The organism is Microbacterium sp. NPDC056569 (assembly GCF_042793475.1).
GTDB lineage: Bacteria > Actinomycetota > Actinomycetes > Actinomycetales > Microbacteriaceae > Microbacterium.
Map to the genome: position 1 here is coordinate 181591 of NZ_JBHTUV010000001.1, position 17186 is coordinate 198776.

The 17186-nt window shown below is 71.8% G+C and carries 11 protein-coding genes; 4 read left to right on the forward strand and 7 right to left on the reverse strand.

The features are described 5' to 3' along the window. Nucleotides 1–25: 25 nt before the first annotated feature. From ACFQ7C_RS00735 to ACFQ7C_RS00755, 5 genes are all read right to left on the reverse strand, one after another. Complete coding sequence (locus tag ACFQ7C_RS00735) at nucleotides 26–5986, reverse strand: Ig-like domain-containing protein (RefSeq protein ID WP_378896584.1); 5961 nt, start codon at nucleotides 5984–5986, stop codon at nucleotides 26–28. Beyond that, nucleotides 5986–7125, reverse strand: coding sequence for a serine/threonine-protein kinase (locus ACFQ7C_RS00740; RefSeq protein WP_378896586.1), 1140 nt, complete (start codon nucleotides 7123–7125; stop codon nucleotides 5986–5988). Before ACFQ7C_RS00740 ends, ACFQ7C_RS00735 begins: the two co-directional genes overlap by 1 nt. 175 nt (nucleotides 7126–7300) lie before the next feature. Beyond that, nucleotides 7301–7969 (reverse strand): spermidine/putrescine ABC transporter substrate-binding protein, encoded by a 669-nt coding sequence (locus ACFQ7C_RS00745; protein WP_378896589.1) that lies wholly within the window; start codon nucleotides 7967–7969, stop codon nucleotides 7301–7303. Nucleotides 7970–8031: 62 nt separating this feature from the next. Continuing rightward, nucleotides 8032–8610: a hypothetical protein gene (locus ACFQ7C_RS00750; protein WP_378896592.1), complete on the reverse strand. Its 579-nt coding sequence runs from the start codon at nucleotides 8608–8610 to the stop codon at nucleotides 8032–8034. Between the two features lie 39 nt (nucleotides 8611–8649). Further along, nucleotides 8650–9636: an ABC transporter gene (locus ACFQ7C_RS00755; protein ID WP_378896594.1), complete on the reverse strand. Its 987-nt coding sequence runs from the start codon at nucleotides 9634–9636 to the stop codon at nucleotides 8650–8652. A 151-nt stretch (nucleotides 9637–9787) separates the two neighbouring features. Here ACFQ7C_RS00755 and ACFQ7C_RS00760 point away from each other — a divergent pair, with 151 nt between their 5' ends. Beyond that, a complete protein-coding gene (locus ACFQ7C_RS00760) occupies nucleotides 9788–10432 on the forward strand; it encodes a hypothetical protein (protein ID WP_378896596.1) in 645 nt (214 codons plus the stop codon). A gap of 15 nt (nucleotides 10433–10447) precedes the next feature. Here ACFQ7C_RS00760 and ACFQ7C_RS00765 read toward each other — a convergent pair whose 3' ends face one another. After that, nucleotides 10448–11062 carry a hypothetical protein gene (locus tag ACFQ7C_RS00765; protein WP_378896598.1) on the reverse strand — a complete coding sequence of 205 codons (615 nt, stop codon included), beginning with the start codon at nucleotides 11060–11062 and terminating at the stop codon, nucleotides 10448–10450. A gap of 289 nt (nucleotides 11063–11351) precedes the next feature. On the opposite strand from ACFQ7C_RS00765, the gene ACFQ7C_RS00770 reads away from it, so the two are divergent. The 3 genes from ACFQ7C_RS00770 to ACFQ7C_RS00780 are packed head-to-tail and all read left to right on the forward strand — an operon-like array spanning nucleotide 11352 to nucleotide 13185. After that, complete coding sequence (locus ACFQ7C_RS00770; RefSeq protein ID WP_378896600.1) at nucleotides 11352–12134, forward strand: hypothetical protein; 783 nt, start codon at nucleotides 11352–11354, stop codon at nucleotides 12132–12134. Continuing rightward, nucleotides 12131–12550, forward strand: coding sequence for a phage holin family protein (locus ACFQ7C_RS00775; protein ID WP_378896603.1), 420 nt, complete (start codon nucleotides 12131–12133; stop codon nucleotides 12548–12550). The genes ACFQ7C_RS00770 and ACFQ7C_RS00775 overlap by 4 nt, the downstream gene beginning before the upstream one ends. Continuing rightward, nucleotides 12550–13185 (forward strand): DUF3618 domain-containing protein, encoded by a 636-nt coding sequence (locus tag ACFQ7C_RS00780; RefSeq protein WP_378896606.1) that lies wholly within the window; start codon nucleotides 12550–12552, stop codon nucleotides 13183–13185. Before ACFQ7C_RS00775 ends, ACFQ7C_RS00780 begins: the two co-directional genes overlap by 1 nt. 90 nt (nucleotides 13186–13275) lie before the next feature. Here the strand turns inward: ACFQ7C_RS00780 and rpoC are convergent, their stop codons facing one another. After that, on the reverse strand, nucleotides 13276–17148 hold the full coding sequence (gene rpoC / locus ACFQ7C_RS00785) for a DNA-directed RNA polymerase subunit beta' (RefSeq protein WP_378896609.1): 3873 nt from the start codon (nucleotides 17146–17148) through the stop codon (nucleotides 13276–13278). Nucleotides 17149–17186: the final 38 nt, after the last annotated feature.

Here is a 17186-nt window from a genome sequence, read left to right on the forward strand (position 1 = left end):
CGTGTGGGTTCGTGGAAGGTTCGGGTCAGGGCGCCGGGGCGGGGTTGCCGTTGTTCGGCTGGCACACTGCCGAGAACTCGGTGCTCGCGGGGGCCAGCCCCCAGCCCTGGGCGTCCCAGTTCACGGTCACCGAGATGCCCTCCACCCGCTCCGCGCCGACCGGCACGTCCCAGGTGCCGGCGGTGTGCGTGAGCAGCCTGTTCTGCGCGTCGTAGTACCGCAGTCCCGCGTTGCCGAACGCGAAAGCGGCCGAAGACCCGTTCGGGGCGTTGGAGGACTGACCGCGGGTGGTCAGCGGGCTGCCGCCGACGCACGAGGCCGCCTCCCAGCTCGCCTGCACCTGGTACGGGGCGCTGCCGGCGCGCGGCGTCACGGTCGACCAGTTCGTGGCGGTGCCCCAGAACTCGTGCACGTAGCGGACCTGGATGCCGGGATCGCGGCCGAAGACCGTCGTGCCCGGGCCCCAGCCCTGGAGCTCCGCCCGGTTGTGATTGGGGAGCCGCTCGGTCGAGGTCGGGGCGGCGCGGATCACCCAGTCGGCGCGCTGCGCCTGCACGTTCGGGACGCCGTCGACGGAGAAGGTCCAGCCCTGCGGCGCCCGGCCGGTCTGATGCGCCCGCACACTCGCCGTCGTCTCGGCGCGGCCGAACGACCGTCCGTCCCACCACGACTCGACACAGGTCCGGAAGACGTACTCCTCGCCGTCGGCGAGTCCGGGGAAGGTCGCCGTCGCACCGTCGTCGGCGACCGTGCAGCGCTGTCCCTCCTGCACGATGCCGTAGCGCAGCGTCGAGCCGTCTCCGTTGCGCTGCGCAGAGGCGCGCGCCGTGACGGTGGCGGTGCCGTCGCCGTTCGACACCGAGCTGAGGGTCAGCTGGGGCGACTGCGGACTGCCGATGCCGCTCGCCTGCACGGTCGCGGCCGCCCCCGACGCGCTGCCCCCGAGCCCGGGCGGCAGGTCGAAGCGCGAGTACGGGGTGACGGTGATGATCGAGCTCGTGTTGGCGCCGACGCGGTACGACGGCACGTCGACACGGGTGTCGTTGCGGCCCACGGGCACGCGCACCGCCTCTCCGGCAGGGCTCGTGATCTCGAGGCTGCCGGTCTCGCCCACCTCGATCCCGTCGATGACGAGCGAGACGATGCCCCCCGATCCATCGCCGGTGACGACGGGCGCAGCGGCCACGCTCGCCGGCGCGAGCGGCGCGTCGTAGGCCCATGCCACCGTCCGCACGCTCGTCTTCGACTCACCCACGGCGTTCATCGCCCACGCCTCGTAGGTGCGCTGCTCGCCGTTCGGAGCGGCGATCGCGGGGCAGACGCCGTCGACCGTGCACCGCGCGACCTCCTGCCCGGCCGACCGGATCACGAAGCCGGCGAGGGCAGGGTAGGCCTGTCGCGCCTCGCCGGGGTCGACGCGCAGCGTGACGGTGCCGTCGGCATATGCCGTCTGGTTCATACTGGCCGGACCCTTGGGGAAGCCGAGCAGGTCGAGCAGCACGCGACCGTCCCGCTCCGCGTTCGTGACGCGACCCTGTGCGTCGCGCACCGAGAAGGTGGCGGTGCACGTCGCGCCCGGGGCATCCGTCGTCCACGTCGCGGTGACCGACGTGGCCGAAGCCACCTGGAAGCCGACGCCGACGCACGCGCCCGTGGGGCGCACATCGACGACCTCGAGAGGCGTGCGCGGCAGCGGGTTGACCTCACCTCCCGCGCCGATGACCGGGATCGTGCACGACGAACCGCCCGCCTGCGAGCACTGCTGCACGACGGCGCCGCCCTGCGGCAGCGTCGAGGGCGCCGCGCCGACGCGCAGGATGAGGCGCGCGGGCGCGACCGACGGGTGGCTGGTGACGGAGACGAGCACCGCCTCCTCGACCCCCGGGACCGCGCGGTCCGCGCCGGTCACGGTCACGACCGAGCCCTCCTGCACGACCTCGAACGCGGTGCCCGAGTGGTCGGCGACGTACACGATGCCGTCCCAGTCCGGGCGGAGCTGCCAGGTCGTCATGTTCCGCAGGTCGAAGGTCGCGGTCTCCCCCGGCCCGACCGCGATCGAACCCGGATGCAGCTCCGGCTGCGGATCCCTCGGGTGCACCACGATCGGCACCGACACGTAGGTCCAGTCCTCCTGGCCGGCCACCCGCACGGGTACCTGGCACGCGTCGACCCAGGGCGCCCCCGAGCCCGCGTCGTAGCGGACGACGGTGCCCGCGTCGACCGCGCACGTGGCCTCGGCCCGTGCTCCCGAGGCCCGCACCCCGTCGCCCACCTCGACGACCGAGCCGCGGGGGCGCGCGACGAGGTCCGCGAGATCGAAGGTCGCCGACTCGAGCTCCGTCACCTCGGGCGCGGCGGCGCCCGCCCGGAGGGTCAGGGCCAGATCGTCGTCGCCCGGCACGCGGAGGAACCCGTACGACGTGACCTCGCCCGCCGCACTGTCACCCGTGACCGCGAAGGGGATGAGCCGCGTCGTGTCGGGCAGCGCGCCGCGCAGGCGCGAGCCCTGGACGGACACGCCGTCGGGGTCGCCCCACAGCGACAGCTCGAGATCGTCCACGTCGCCGCCCGACCAGGTGACCCTGCCGTCCAGCACGTCGACGCCGCGAGGGAAGTCCTCGCGCGTCTCGACCGTCAGATTCGTGTCGGCGACGACCGGGAAGTCGGGCACGCTCTCGCGGACGACCCGCACCACGATGAGCCCGCGTCCGGTGTTGCCCGACGACGACTCGACGTCGTAGAGGAACGACATGGTGCCCGGCTCGTCGCCCGCCGCGATGCGCACCGTCGTGTCGTCGACCCCGACGATCTGACCGCGCAGCCGCGCGTGCTCCGGGTTGTCGCTGCCGTCGACGAGCGTCGCCGGGACGTCGGGGCGGACGTCGGCGACCTTCAGCTCGCCCATCGTCGGGTCGATGTCGTTCGAGAGCGGGCTGACGCGGATCGTGTTGCCCTCCCCCGCCTGCACCTGCACGTAGTCGGTGAACGTGACCGGGCTCGGGTTGGCCTGGCCGTCGAGCACGCCGACGCGCACCGTGCCCTCGGCGGTGGCGCCGAGCGCGTCGACCACGCGGTAGCGGAACGACACCTGTCCGCTGTCGCCGGGAACACTCGTGTACAGGATCGACGCGCCGTCGGCGGTGATGGTGGCCGCGCCCCGCTCGGGCTGGTCGACGATGCGGTCGAGCGTCACGACGTCGCCGTCGGGATCCGTGCCGAAATCGTCGAACTCGATGAGAGCGGACTGCCCGCTGAGCACGCGGCCCTCGAGGGTGTCGGCGGTCGGGGATCGGTTGGCGTCTGCGTCGATGACCGTCACGCGCACCGTCGCCGTGTCTGCCAGCGCCGGCGCGCCCGTCGTGAAGACGGAGTACTCGATCTCGTACTCGCCCGGCTCGCCGGGTGCGAGGTACCGCAGGAGGTCGCCGGACCCGAACGCGAGCGCGGCGTCGGACGACGACCGCACCGATGCCGGGTTGAGGGTCGGGCGGCCGCCGGCGGGCGAGATGTCGTTGTCGAGGACCGGGATGTCGATCTGGGCGCCGGCCCGCACGACGATCGTGTCGTCGACCGCGATGGGGGCGAGCTCGGGCGCCGGCGGCAGCAGGTACACGGTGGCCTCCCCCTCGACGGCGGCGCCGGCGTCCTCGGTGCCGTCGCTCACCACGTACGAGACGGTTCCCAGGCGCCCGGCGGCCCCGTCGGCGGTCGTGCCCGACACGCGGAGGTGGTTCTGGCCGACGGCGTCGACCGAGAGCGTGGCGCCGTCGTCGGCCCTCGCCACGACGTCGCTCAGCAGCAGCACACGTCGCGTGGGGTTCGAGACGGCGTCGAAGATCTCGAGGGTCGCGTCCTGCTGCGGGTGCACGAACGCCACCACGGGGGAGGTCGCGAGCTGCGCGGGAGCGTCGCCGGGCAGCAGCGTGATGCGTGCCGTGCCGGTCGCGTCGCTCACGCCGTCGGTCACCGTGAAGTCGACGCGGAAGGTGCCGGCGCTCTTGGCCGCGAAATCGAACGAGGTCGACCCGCCGACGACCGTCGCCGTGGCGGCCGCATCGTCGAGCACGCGGACGGAGTCGAGCGAGAGCGTGCCGGCGGTGCCCGTCACGTGATCCGCGACGTCGACCGTGATGCCCGAGGCGACAGTGTCGGTCACGGCGAACGACTGCGCCGCGAGCTGCGGCTGCGGCGACACCTTCACGGTCAGTGTCTTCACCGCCGTCTGCCCCTGCGTGTCGGCGACCGTGACCTCGAGATCGATGAGCTGCTCGCCGCCGTCGCCGGTGTCGCTGTGCTGGTAGACGACGTCGCCGCCGGGGGTCGCCGCGACGCTGCCGTCGCCCGTGGTGTTCTCCACGGACAGGAGCAGAAGCGGGTCCCCCTCGGGATCCACCCAGCCGGGCAGCACCGGCACGGTCACCGTGCCGCCGCGGGCGACCTCGGGCTGCGGCCACTCGACGAGGCAGCGCTCCACGCCGCACCATTCGGGCGGCGAGTCGGCCGCAGCATCCGCCACCGTCACGGTGACCGTCGTGGCGTCGGACGTCAGGCCGTCCGCGGACGTGCCGTCGGTCACCGCGTACGAGAAGGTGGCCGATCCGGTCGCGCCGGGCTGCACCCGGATGGCGAGCCGCTGGTCGTCGTCGGTGACCGAGACCGTGCCGAACCCCGGGTCGAGGCCGGTGACCGACGCCGGATCGATCGTGAGCACATCCTCGTTCGGGTCGTGGTCGTTCATGAGCACGGGCAGCGACGCGAGGGCGCCCGCGCGCACGCCGAACGCGTCCGGCTCGGCGACCGGCGGCTTCGGCTCGAGCACGACCTGCAGCTGCTCCTCGCTCGGCACCGCCTCGGGGTCGGTGCGCTCGTCGAGGCTCCAGTCCTGGCTCGAGGCGATCAGCGCGCCGTCCGGCACCGACCACGCCCAGCCCGTTCGCGCGTCGTTGAGGATCACCGCGGAGCCCCCCGCGACGAAGACCGGGCGCACCTCGTCGCCGATCGCCTGGACTCCGTAGTCGAGCGGCACCATCGTCCCGCTCGAGCGCCACAGCCGCCCGCCGGCGTCGCCCTGTCCGAGCCATGCGGCGTACGTCTCGCCGTCGTGCGTGATCGGCTGTGCGGGGCTGCCGAGCACCGGCCCCGCGGCCTCTCCGGCGACGGCCTCCATCGCCGACCCGTCGGCGGGCACCCGGACGAGCGCGGAGTCGGACGCGAGGTACACCGCGGTGCCGCCCGGGTCCGGGGCGCCGACCACCACGGTGCTCGTCGTCGGGGCCTGGGCCGCAGCATCCTGCCCTCGGAGCCACACCTCGCCGTCCTCCGTGTCGACGAGCGCCCACGTGTCGCCGGCCGCGGTCATGGCCGGCGCCTCGAGCCCCTCGGGATCGAGGGCGTCGCGGCCGCGCTCCTGCCCCTCGCGGATGTCGTAGCGCAGCACCGAGCCGTCGGCGCCCGAGTACGCGAACAGCATGCCTCGGGAGTCGACGGCGATCGCGTCGGCGGTGTACTGCGGGGTGTCCTCGTCGTCGCTGCGGAAGGGGTCGACCTGCGACGAGGTGCCGCTGGACAGGCTCCCGGCGAACACCGCGCCGGAGTCGGTGAGGTAGGCGACCCAGTCGCCCGCGGTCACCGCCTCGGTCGTGCCCGGCGGGGTCTTCCAGGAGGACTGCAGCGCCTGCTCGTCGAGGTCCGCCGGCATGGCGGCGTCGACGCGCGTGAGCGTGCTGTAGCTGTCGCTGAAGAGGTACGCGGCGTCCCCCGTCTGCACGACCTGGTCGGGATTGCTGACGCTGCGCACGGTGTCGAGCTCGCCCACCGAGGTGTTGACGCGGGCGTAGCGCCGGCCCTCCGTCTGCAACGCCCAGACCGCGGTGTCGACGTCGGGCGTCTCCTGCGCATCGAGGCCGGGCCACACGACGCTGATGCCGATCACCGTCGCCAGGGCGGCCCCAGCGGCGACGAGGCCGGTGATCGTGCCGCGTCGCATCAGAGCACCCCTGCGGCCATCAGCGCGACGACGACCGCGCCGGCGCCGGCGACGAGCCCCGCCCCGATGCCGAGCACCCACGGCAGCGCGACACGGCGGCGACGGCGGGCAGGCGCCGAGATCTCGGTGTCCTCGTCGCGCGCAAGGGCCGCGACGCCGGTTCCGGCGTGCACCTTGCGCGTGAGGTCTCGCTCGACGTGCGAGCGCGCGGGCCCGCGCAGCGCCGAATCGCCGAAATCGACGGGGGCGGATGCCGGGGACCACTCGGCATCGGGGATCTCGAGCGGCGTCGGCGAGAGGCCGAGGCCCGACTGCACCTCGCGCAGCGCCTCGCCGAGGGCCCGGGCCGAGTCATACCTGCGGCCGGGATCCCGGCTCATCGCCCGCGCGAGCACGCTCTGCAGCGACGGCAGCACGTCGGCGCGCGGGATCTCGACGTACGTGGCGCGGGCGATGCGCTTGCGCAGCAGGTCCTTGGTGTTCTGACCGCGCTCGCGCCGCTCGAACGGGCTGTGGCCCGCGAGCAGCGAGTACACCGTCGCGCCGAGGCTCCACACCTCGCTCGTGACCGTGCCGCTGGTCTGCTCGGCGACGACCTCGGGCGCGCTCCACGGGATCGACATCGCGAGCACCTCGCCGCCGCTCTTGCGCTGCAGCGAGGCCGAGATGCCGAAGTCCGCGAGCACCGGGGTGCCGAACGTCGTGATGAGGATGTTGCTGGGCTTGACGTCGCGGTGGATGAGGCCGGCACGGTGCGCGGACTCGAGTGCGCTCGCCATGCGCACGCCGATCGCCAGCACCTCCTCCACGGGGATGCGCTCCACCCGGTAGCGCTGCGCGAGCGAACCCGGGCAGTACTCCATGACGATGTAGGGGCGCCCGTCGGCCGAGATGCTCGCCTGGTAGACCGTCACGATCGAGGGATGGGCCGACAGGTGCGCCAGGACGTCTGCCTCGGCGTTGAACATGCGCCGCAGCTCGGGGTCGCGCACGTCGCTCGGCATGACCTTGACCGCGACGTTGCGCCGGGGCATGTCCTGTTCGTACAGGAACACGTCCGCGAAGCCGCCGGAGCCCAGAGGGCGGATGTAGGCGAGTCCGGGGAGGATCGGCGGAGCCGAGGGAAGCCGAGTGGCCACCACACCTCCCCCGCAGTCCGCTACGTCACACGACCCATGCCGCACACGCGGCAACAAACCTGGTCATGCTAACAAAAACCACCTCCGAGAACCCCGGGGTGCGGGGAAGGACTGTGGAGAGCGCGAGCGGGTGCGGCGGAGGTCACGAAGCCCCGCCGCAGAGACCGGGCCGGCGTCAGTCTAGCCGTGGAGCGTCGCCGGGGTCATGAGGGTCGAACGGGGCGTCGAGCGACTTGGTGAGGTCGGCGAGCATCGCCTCGATCTGCGGCTCGACGTACTCGGTCACCGCGGCCTGGATGCGCAGGCGATGGTGCAGCAGGATCGTGCACACCTCGCGCCCCACCATGTTGGCGTAGTCGTCGGCGAGCCCGACCTCCTGGCGGAGCGCAGCCTTGGCCTCCTCGCTCAGCGGGGGCAGCGCGGGCACGTGCGCATCGGCCTCTTCGGCGAGCCCCGCGATGGTGAAGAGGAAGGGCGCCCCGGGCACCGGATCGGGGTCCATCGGCAGCCCCTCGAACTCGGGGTCGAGCCCTTCGCCGGGGCGGTAGCTGCGCGCGCGATTCCGGGTGGCCTGCTGGTCGAGCTCGGCCTGCAGCATCGGCAGGTTCAGCGCCGTGTACTCGGCGACGGAGCGGTCGACGATCGTCTTGATGCGCGTCGACAGTCCGTGCTGCACGCCGTGGGGCACATCGGCGCCGAGGCCGGCGGCCGAGAGCACCGGCGACCCGAAGCAGCGCCGACAGGGGGCCGTGCGACCGTGGTGCGTCGCCGGCTCCCAGCGGGGCACCCACGCGAGCCAGGCGTCCACCGCCTGGCTGACCTGGGTCTCGAGCGACCGCTCCACGTGTTCCACGCTAGTGCCCGGTGTCGGCTCGCGCCCGGATTTCCGCGGTTCCCGGACGCCGCTCACTCGTCGAACTCGTCCTCCCACGGCCAGCGCGGGCGCCGGGCCCGCGTGCGCACGAGCGCGATGCCGGCCCACGCCGACACGAAGGCCGCCCCCGCGACGACCACCCCGAACCACGTCGTGGCGAGCCGGCCGACCACCGCGGTCGCGACGCCGAGGTCAGTGCCGGTGAACAGGGCGCCGAACCAGACGCCCCCCAGGTAGGCGAGGAAGGTCGCTGCCGTCGTCCACGCGGCTCCCCAGAACGACGGATGCTGCGCCCCGCCGCCCGCGGGCGATCCCGCGGCCGACGCGGCCTGGGGGGCGCCGGCGCCGGGGGGTTCAACATCCGTCCGGCGCCCCGCGCGCGCGATCGCGGCCCACAGCCCGCCGGCGAACGCGAGCGTGGCGCACACGACGCCGGTGATCCCCGGAACCTGCCCGAGCCCCGGTGTCGCGATGACGTCCTGCGAGGTCGCCAGGCTCGTCATGCCGAGGCCGAAGATCAGGAGCGCGACGAAGCCCATCGTCGCGAAGACCAGGGCGACGGGCGGTCGCACGGGTCCCTGCGACGGCGCGTCGGCACCGTCAGCGGCCATGCCGCCAGCCTACGTCGGCGGGCGCAGGCGCGAAGGGGCCTACGGGCGGACGAGCTGAGGGCCGGCCTCGAGCGTGCGCTCGTACTCGCGCTGCGCCTCGACGTTGAGCTCCGTGACGCGCTTCGCTCGCGCGGCGGCCCACGCGCCGAACCAGATCGTGAGCTCGCGGCCGATGACGAACGCGGCGATCGCGAGCGGCGCCAGCAGCTCGGCCTCGACGAGCTCGGCGCCCTCACTCGCGGTGAGGTTCCAGAACGGCGACTGGAACAGCGCGCCGAGGATGTGCCCGCCGTAGGCGGCGACGCCCACGAGGATGCCGAAGACCACCCACGCGCCCCAGCGGCCGCGGTTGATGATCGCGCCGAGCAGCCAGAAGGCGATGAAGAACACCACGACCGGCACCCACAGCGACCACGTCGCGAGCGCCCCGACGACGGTCGTGCCGATGTTGGCACCCGTCACGTCGCCCCTGATCGCGTCGATGCCGAGCCACACGGCGAGGTAGAGCACGGCGAAGGCGAGGGCCGCGAGCAGGCCGATGGCGCCGGCCGCGGCGCGGTTGCCGCGCGGACGCGGCGCCTCGGGCGCCTGCACGAAGATCGGCTGGGGTGCCGCGGCGGCCACGACGGCGGGCTCGGGGGCGACGGGCTCGCTCGGGGTCACGATCGGCGGGACCACCACGGTCGGCGAGTCGTCGGCGGCGCGGGCGGGCGTCGCGGTGGGCGTGTAGTCCAGCGATGCCGCCTCCGGCGAGTCCCACGGGTCGGGCTCCGCGGTGGGCGCGTCAGGAGCGGTCGCGGGGGCGTCGGTCGCGTCGGCGGGAGTCGCGTCGGCGGGGGTCGCGTCGACGGGAGTCGCGTCCGAAGCGTCGTGCGCGGAGGGCGCGGCGGCCGAAGTCTCGGGAGCGCCGGCGTCGCGGCGGGCGGCCTCTGCGTCGGCGAGGCCTTCGTTCGCACGGCCGACGACGTCGTCGACGCCGTGCGGCTCCTCGACGGGTTCGCCGTAGGTCGACTTGGGGTCACTCATCGCAGGCACTCCTCACGCAGGGCTCATCCCCGCAGAGGCAGAGTAGTCCCGGGGTCCGCGCATCCGACGGAGGCGTGCCGAGCGAATCGCAGTCCTCCGCGGCGGGGCGCGTCACGCGCTCGGGACGGATGCCGACCACTAACGTGAGCGCATGGCACCACGGGCGTCCCGACTCGCCGCCGCAGCCGGACCGTCGCGACCGGGGGCGTCGCGACGCGCGCCGGCGCGGCGTGGAGCGGTCGCGGGAACCGTCCTCCTGGCGCTCGCGATCCTGACGGCGTGCGCACCCGATGCACCGTCCGGCGACGGCTTCACCTTCACGCCGACGCCGTCGGGCGAGGCCTCGCCGTCGCCCACCCCGACGCCGTCGCCGACCGCTCGCGCCGAGGTCCCCGACGATTGCCGCGCGATCCTCACCGCGGACGTGCTCGCCCAGCTCGACGACGTGCCGCTGAACGACCCCGCGTTCGGATCGTCGGGGCCGCAGCCCGACGGCGGGCTGGTGTGCGTGTGGCGCGACCCGGCCGCCGACACGACGGGTCTGGTCACCACCATCACGTACATGGCGCGCGGGCCGGCGCTCGACATGCTCAACAAGCTCGTGGCCGACGAGGGCTACACCTGCTACACGCCCGACGGCGGCACGCGCTGCGAGAAGACGTGGCAGAACGAGACGTACCCGGTCACCGACGGGCGCACGCTGTTCTGGCGCGACGACATCCTCATCGACACGACGTACTCGAACCTCGCACCCACCGGCTACACCGCAGCCGTGGTCGCGAGCATCTTCGGCTGACGGCGGGTCACCGGCTCAGCCCCAGACGGTGCGGTCGAGCCGCGGGCCGTAGCCGTCCGGGTGCCAGTCCGTCTCCACGCTGACGAGCCACAGCCCGTCGCGGAGAGTGTGCTCCTCGAGCACCGCGCCGCGCGTGCGATCGCACACCGTCGCATCGTCCGCCGTGCGGCAGGCGAACCCGTCCGCCGCGAGCGCGGCCTCGGCGATCGACGCCGCATCGGCGTCGACCTTCGACAGCGACGTCACGATGCCGCCCGCATCGAACCGCCACGTGCAGGTCACCAGCACCTCGGGAGCGGCGGCGTCGGCGAACGCGGCCGACGACGTCGCCGGCGCCGCCGCGGACTGGTCGAGGAACGACCCCGGCCGCCACATCAGCTCGTTCCACAGGTCGTCGGCGTACAGCGTGCGGCAGTCGACCGCACCGCCCTCCGCCGCGGTCCGGGCAGGAGTCTGCGCGGGGCTCGCGTCCGGCCGCGGGGCCGTGGCGCTGCGCAGCGTGTCGCCGATCCACGCGATGGTCACCGGCACCATCGGCAGCGCGAGCCACACGAGCGAGGCCACGACCGCTGCGCACACCATCCCGGCGGGCACGGCGATCCACGAGTTGCGTCCGCCGATCCGCGCCATGGGGCCCCCACCTCCGTCTCCACGGTAAGCCGGAGGGACGGATGCTGCGCCGCGGCGCGCGCGGGTGTCCGAGCACGCAGCGGGCCGCAGCATCCGTCTCTCGCGGTTTCCCGTGCGAGCCGGGTCGCTCGCGAAGGGGCGAGAGGGCCGTGCAGGATACTCCCCCGCCGCGAGGAACACGACCCCCTCTTCCGATCCGGTGTTCGTAGCGGACGGTATTCGTCACGGCGGATTCCCCACGGCCGGCACATCAGCCGACCGGACGCCGCACGTGAGATGGAGGAGGAGCATGTCGACTTACGACACCGATCCGTATGCGAACCAGAGCACGGGTACCGGCGCGAGCACGGGCACCGACGACGTGAAGGAGCGCGCGCTGGACACCGCGGCCGAGGTGGGCGCGGGCGCGAAGAACGTCGCCGACGTCGCCGGAGAAGAGGCCAAGAGCGTTGCCCACGACGCGAAGGACGCCGCCCGCGGGTTCCTCTACGAGACCCGCACGCAGCTGTCGGACCAGGCGTCGACCCAGCAGCGCCGGGCCGCAGGTGCACTGAGAGACACGAGCGACGAGCTCGCCGGGCTGGCTGACGGCACGGCGACGGGCTCGGGCGTGGCGACCAATGCCGTGCGCGCGGTCGGCGAGCAGACCCGTCGGGTCGCGGACTGGCTCGAGCAGCGCGAACCGGCTGACGTCGTGCACGAGGTCCGCACGTTCGCGCGCCGGCACACCGGAGCCTTCCTGGCCATCGCGGTCGGCGTGGGTCTGGTCGCCGGTCGCGTGACCAGGGCTCTCGTCTCCGACGCCCGCGACAGCGAGCGGGGCACGGGTGGGACGCTCGGCTATGCGGGTGGCACGCAGCCCGCACTCAGGGCCGGCACGCCCGCGGTCGGAGGCGCCGGCGCGGCAGGCTACACCGGAACGGCCGCCGGTGCCGACACCCTCGCGACGACGGGCTACGAGGGCGAGACGCCCATCGGCGACGCGCTCGCGGCCGACCCGCTCACGACCGGCGCCGACACCGACGTCACCCGCGGAGACGAGTGGTCTGCGACGGGAGAGGTACGACGATGACCGACATGCCCACGCCGTCTCAGCAGAAGGCGGCCGAGACATCGCTGGGCGAGCTGGTCGGCGAGGTCTCTCGCGACCTGTCCGAGCTCATGCGCAAGGAGCTCGAGCTCGCGAAGGCCGAGCTCTCGGAGTCCGCCAAGCGCGCCGGAGCAGGTGCGGGACTCCTGGGCGGAGCGGGATACGCCGGCCTGATGGCCGTGTTCTTCCTGTCCGTCGCGCTCTGGTGGGGTCTCGGCGACCTCATCGACAACCTGGGCTGGTCGGCCGTGATCGTGGCGGTCCTGTGGGGCGTCATCGCCGCGATCCTCTACGCCCTCGGGCGCAAACGACTGAAGACCGTGCAAGGGGCCCCGAAGACGGTGGAGACCGTCAAGGAGATCCCCGAGGCGCTCAAGAGAAATGAGGAGAACCGATAATGAGCAACGCAGATCAGATCCGCGCCGACATCGAGGTGACGCGCGACGAACTGGGCCGGGACGTGGACGCACTCGCCGACAAGGTTTCGCCCCCGAAGATCATGGAGCGGCAGAAGACGCGCGTCCGGCAGGTGCTGGGCGACGTCAAGGGGCGCGTGATGGGAGTCGCCGACGACGTCGGCGACTCCGCCTCCTCTGCCGGCCACACGGTGGGGGACAAGCTCGGCGCCGCCGGGGACGCGGTGAAGGACCTGCCGCACAAGGCCAGGCAGCAGGCGCAGGGCACCCCGCTCGTGGTCGGCCTCCTCGCCGCGGGCGTGGGCTTCCTGGTCGCGAGCCTCATCCCCGCCACCGACGCCGAGAAGCGCTGGAGCACCCAGCTCCGGGATCAGGCGCAGCCGCTCGTGGACAAGGCGGTGGACAAGGCGAAGGATGCCGCCCAGGAGGTCGCGCAGAACCTGAAGGAGCCGGCCAAGGACGCCGTCGACCAGGTGAAGGAGTCGGCCGTCTCGTCGGCGGAGACCGTGAAGGACGAGGCGCAGAGCACCGCCGAGCGCGTCAAGGAGAACGTCACGGAGAACGTGTCGCCCAGCGGCTCGGGCTCCGGCGACTCGGGCGCGACGACGCAGTACTGAGCTGCGGCATCCGTCCTCGGACAACGGCGAAGGGCCCCGGCAGCAGCCGGGGCCCTTCGTTCGTGCGTCAGGGTCTCAAGGACCCTGGGGTCAGTTGTAGTCGGTGGTGAAACCGTCCGTGGAGAAGCTGTCGAAGTCGACGTAGCTCAGGTCGGCGTCGGTGTACGCGCCGTCCGAGGCGAAGATGCGGTTGGGGTACCGCTCGCTCTTGGCCTCCTCCGTCGCCTCGACCGTGACGTTGCGGTACTTCGCAAGACCGGTTCCGGCGGGGATGAGCTTTCCGATGATGACGTTCTCCTTGAGGCCGACGAGCGGGTCGCTCTTGCCCTCCATGGCCGCCTGCGTGAGGACGCGGGTGGTCTCCTGGAACGACGCGGCCGACAGCCACGACTCCGTCGCGAGCGACGCCTTCGTGATACCCATCAGCTCGGGACGACCCGACGCGGGACGCTTGCCCTCGCCGACCGCCTCGCGGTTGATGTTCTGGTACTTCTTGAAGTCGACCAGCTCACCCGGCAGCAGCGTGGTGTCGCCGTGGTCGACCACGGTGACCTTGCGCAGCATCTGACGGACGATGACCTCGATGTGCTTGTCGTGGATCGGCACACCCTGCGAGCGGTACACGCCCTGGACGCCGTTGACGAGGTACTTCTGCACCTCGCGGGCACCCTGCACGCGCATGACCTCCTTGGGGTCGAGCGTGCCGACCTGAAGAGGCTGACCCACGGTGACGTGCTGACCGTCCTCGACCAGGAGCGTCGCGCGCTTCAGGACCGGGTAGACGTGCGGCTCGTCGCCGTTGTCGGGCGTGAGGATGACCTTCTTCGACTTCTCGGTCTCGTCGATCGTGATGCGGCCGTCGGCCTCCGCGATCGGCGACGCGCCCTTCGGGGTGCGGGCCTCGAACAGCTCCTGCACGCGGGGAAGACCCTGCGTGATGTCGTCGGCCGACGCCGAACCACCGGTGTGGAACGTACGCATCGTCAGCTGCGTGCCGGGCTCACCGATCGACTGGGCCGCGATGATGCCGACGGCCTCGCCGATGTCGACGATCTTTCCGGTCGCGAGCGAACGGCCGTAGCACTTCGCGCAGACGCCGACCGCCGAGTCGCAGGTGAGCACCGAGCGGACCTTGATCGACTCGACGCCCGCCTCGACGAGCTTGTCGATGAGCACGTCGCCGACGTCCTCACCGGCCGAGGCGACGACCTCGCCCTTCGCGTCGACCGCGTCGGCCGCGAGCGTGCGGGCGAACACCGAGTTCTCGACGTTCGCGTCGCGCACCAGCGTGCCGGTCGAATCGGGAGCGGCGATGGTGAACTCGAGGCCCTTGGTCGTGCCGCAGTCCTCCTCGCGGATGATGACATCCTGCGAGACGTCCACCAGGCGGCGGGTCAGGTAGCCCGAGTCGGCCGTACGGAGGGCCGTGTCGGCCAGACCCTTACGGGCACCGTGCGTCGCGATGAAGTACTCCGCCACCGACAGGCCCTCGCGGTACGAGGAGATGATCGGACGCGGGATGATCTCACCCTTGGGGTTGTTCACCAGGCCTCGCATGCCCGCGATGTTGCGGATCTGCAGCCAGTTACCACGGGCGCCCGACGAGACCATGCGGTTGATGGTGTTGTCGGCCGGGAAGTGGTCGCGCATCGCCTTCTGGACCTCGTCGGTCGCCTCGGTCCAGATCTTGATGAGCTCCTGACGACGCTCGGCGTCGGTGGTGAGACCCTTCTCGAACTGGCCCTGGACCTTCGCGGCCTGCTTCTCGTAGCCGGCGACGATCTCGGCCTTGTTCGGCGGCGTGAGGATGTCGCTCAGCGCCACCGTGACACCCGAACGGGTGGCCCAGTAGAAGCCGGCGTCCTTGATGCGGTCGAGCGAAGCCGCGACCTCCACTTTCGGGTACTCCTCGGCGAGCTTGTTGACGATCTGCGACAGCTTGCCCTTGTCGGCCTGCTCGCGCACGAACGGGTAGCCCTTGGGGAGCGTGTCGTTGAAGATCGCCTGGCCGAGCGACGCGTCCACGAGACCGTGGCGCTCGTAGCCCTCGGGGGCTTCGCCCTCGAGGAAGGCGAGACCCGGGATGCGGATGCGGACCTTGGCCTGCAGGTCGAGGGTGCCCTCGTCCTTCGCCAGGATCGCCTCGCCGACCGAGCCGAACACGCGGCCCTCGCCGGTCGCACCCTCGATGACCGTGGTCAGGTGGTGCAGACCGATGATCATGTCCTGCGAGGGCAGGGTCACCGGGCGGCCGTCCGACGGCTTGAGGATGTTGTTCGACGCGAGCATCAGGATGCGGGCCTCGGCCTGCGCCTCGACCGACAGCGGCAGGTGGACAGCCATCTGGTCACCGTCGAAGTCCGCGTTGAAGGCGGCGCAGACGAGCGGGTGCAGCTGGATGGCCTTGCCCTCGACGAGCTGCGGCTCGAAGGCCTGGATGCCGAGGCGGTGCAGCGTGGGCGCACGGTTGAGGAGCACGGGACGCTCGCGGATGATCTCCTCGAGCACGTCCCAGACCTCGGGACGCGTGCGCTCGACGGCGCGCTTGGCCGCCTTGATGTTCTGCGAGTGACCGAGGTCGATCAGGCGCTTGATCACGAACGGCTTGAACAGCTCGAGCGCCATCTGCTTGGGCAGACCGCACTGGTGGAGCTTGAGCTGCGGGCCGACGATGATGACCGAACGGCCCGAGTAGTCGACGCGCTTGCCGAGCAGGTTCTGGCGGAAGCGACCCTGCTTTCCCTTGAGCATGTCGCTCAGGGACTTCAGGGCACGGTTGCCGGTACCCGTGACCGGGCGGCCGCGGCGGCCGTTGTCGAACAGCGCGTCGACGGCCTCCTGCAGCATGCGCTTCTCGTTGTTGACGATGATCTCGGGGGCACCGAGGTCGATCAGGCGACGGAGGCGGTTGTTGCGGTTGATCACGCGACGGTACAGGTCGTTGAGGTCGGAGGTCGCGAAGCGGCCACCGTCCAGCTGCACCATCGGGCGCAGCTCCGGCGGGATCACCGGAACGACGTCGAGCACCATCGAGGCCGGGCTCATGCCCGTCTGCAGGAAGGAGTTGACGACCTTGAGGCGCTTGATCGCACGGATCTTGCGCTGGCCCTTGCCCTCCGAGATCTGCAGGTGCAGGCTGTCGGCCTCGGCCGCCAGGTCGAAGGCCTCGAGGCGGCGCTTGATCGACTCGGCGCCCATGTGGGCCTCGAAGTACTGACCGAAGCGGTCCTGCAGCTCGTGGAAGATCTCGTCCTCGCCCTTGAGCTGGCCGACCTCGAGGGTGCGGAAGTCCTCCCACACCTTCTCGAGACGCGTGATCTGGTCGTCCGTACCCTTGCGGATAGCGGCCATCTCCTTCTCGGCGGCGTCCTTGACCTTCTTCTTCTGGTCGGCCTTGGCACCCTCCTCCTCGAGCGCGGCGAGCTCCTCCTCCAGCTTCTGGAGGCGGGCGGCCACACGCGCGTCGCGGCGGTCGGCGAGCGTCTTCAGCTCGAGGCGGATGTTGTTCTCCTGCGTCGAGAGGTCGCGGTGGCGAGCCTCCTCGTCGACCGAGATCACCATGTAGGCGGCGAAGTAGATGACCTTCTCGAGGTCCTTCGGCGCCATGTCGAGCAGGTACCCGAGGCGCGAGGGCACGCCCTTGAAGTACCAGATGTGCGTGACGGGCGCGGCGAGCTCGATGTGGCCCATGCGCTCACGGCGGACCGAGGACTTGGTGACCTCGACGCCGCAGCGCTCGCACACGATGCCCTTGAAGCGAACGCGCTTGTACTTGCCGCACGCGCACTCCCAGTCGCGCGAGGGGCCGAAGATCTGCTCGCCGAACAGACCGTCCTTCTCGGGCTTCAGGGTGCGGTAGTTGATGGTCTCGGGCTTCTTGACCTCGCCGTAGGACCAACGACGGATGTCGTCAGCGGTGGCCAGGCCGATGCGAAGCTGATCGAAAGTGGTTGATTCGAGCACTGGTTCTCCTGTGTCGGAAGTTCGTTCGTTACCTGGCC

Bases quoted from the DNA above. Each gene is read 5' to 3' on its own strand.
- ACFQ7C_RS00735 (WP_378896584.1), bottom strand. From the start codon at position 5,986: ATGCGACGCGGCACGATCACCGGCCTCGTCGCCGCTGGGGCCGCCCTG.
- ACFQ7C_RS00750 (WP_378896592.1), bottom strand. From the start codon at position 8,610: ATGGCCGCTGACGGTGCCGACGCGCCGTCGCAGGGACCCGTGCGACCG.
- ACFQ7C_RS00755 (WP_378896594.1), bottom strand. From the start codon at position 9,636: ATGAGTGACCCCAAGTCGACCTACGGCGAACCCGTCGAGGAGCCGCAC.
- ACFQ7C_RS00760 (WP_378896596.1), top strand. From the start codon at position 9,788: ATGGCACCACGGGCGTCCCGACTCGCCGCCGCAGCCGGACCGTCGCGA.
- ACFQ7C_RS00765 (WP_378896598.1), bottom strand. From the start codon at position 11,062: ATGGCGCGGATCGGCGGACGCAACTCGTGGATCGCCGTGCCCGCCGGG.
- ACFQ7C_RS00770 (WP_378896600.1), top strand. From the start codon at position 11,352: ATGTCGACTTACGACACCGATCCGTATGCGAACCAGAGCACGGGTACC.
- ACFQ7C_RS00775 (WP_378896603.1), top strand. From the start codon at position 12,131: ATGACCGACATGCCCACGCCGTCTCAGCAGAAGGCGGCCGAGACATCG.
- ACFQ7C_RS00780 (WP_378896606.1), top strand. From the start codon at position 12,550: ATGAGCAACGCAGATCAGATCCGCGCCGACATCGAGGTGACGCGCGAC.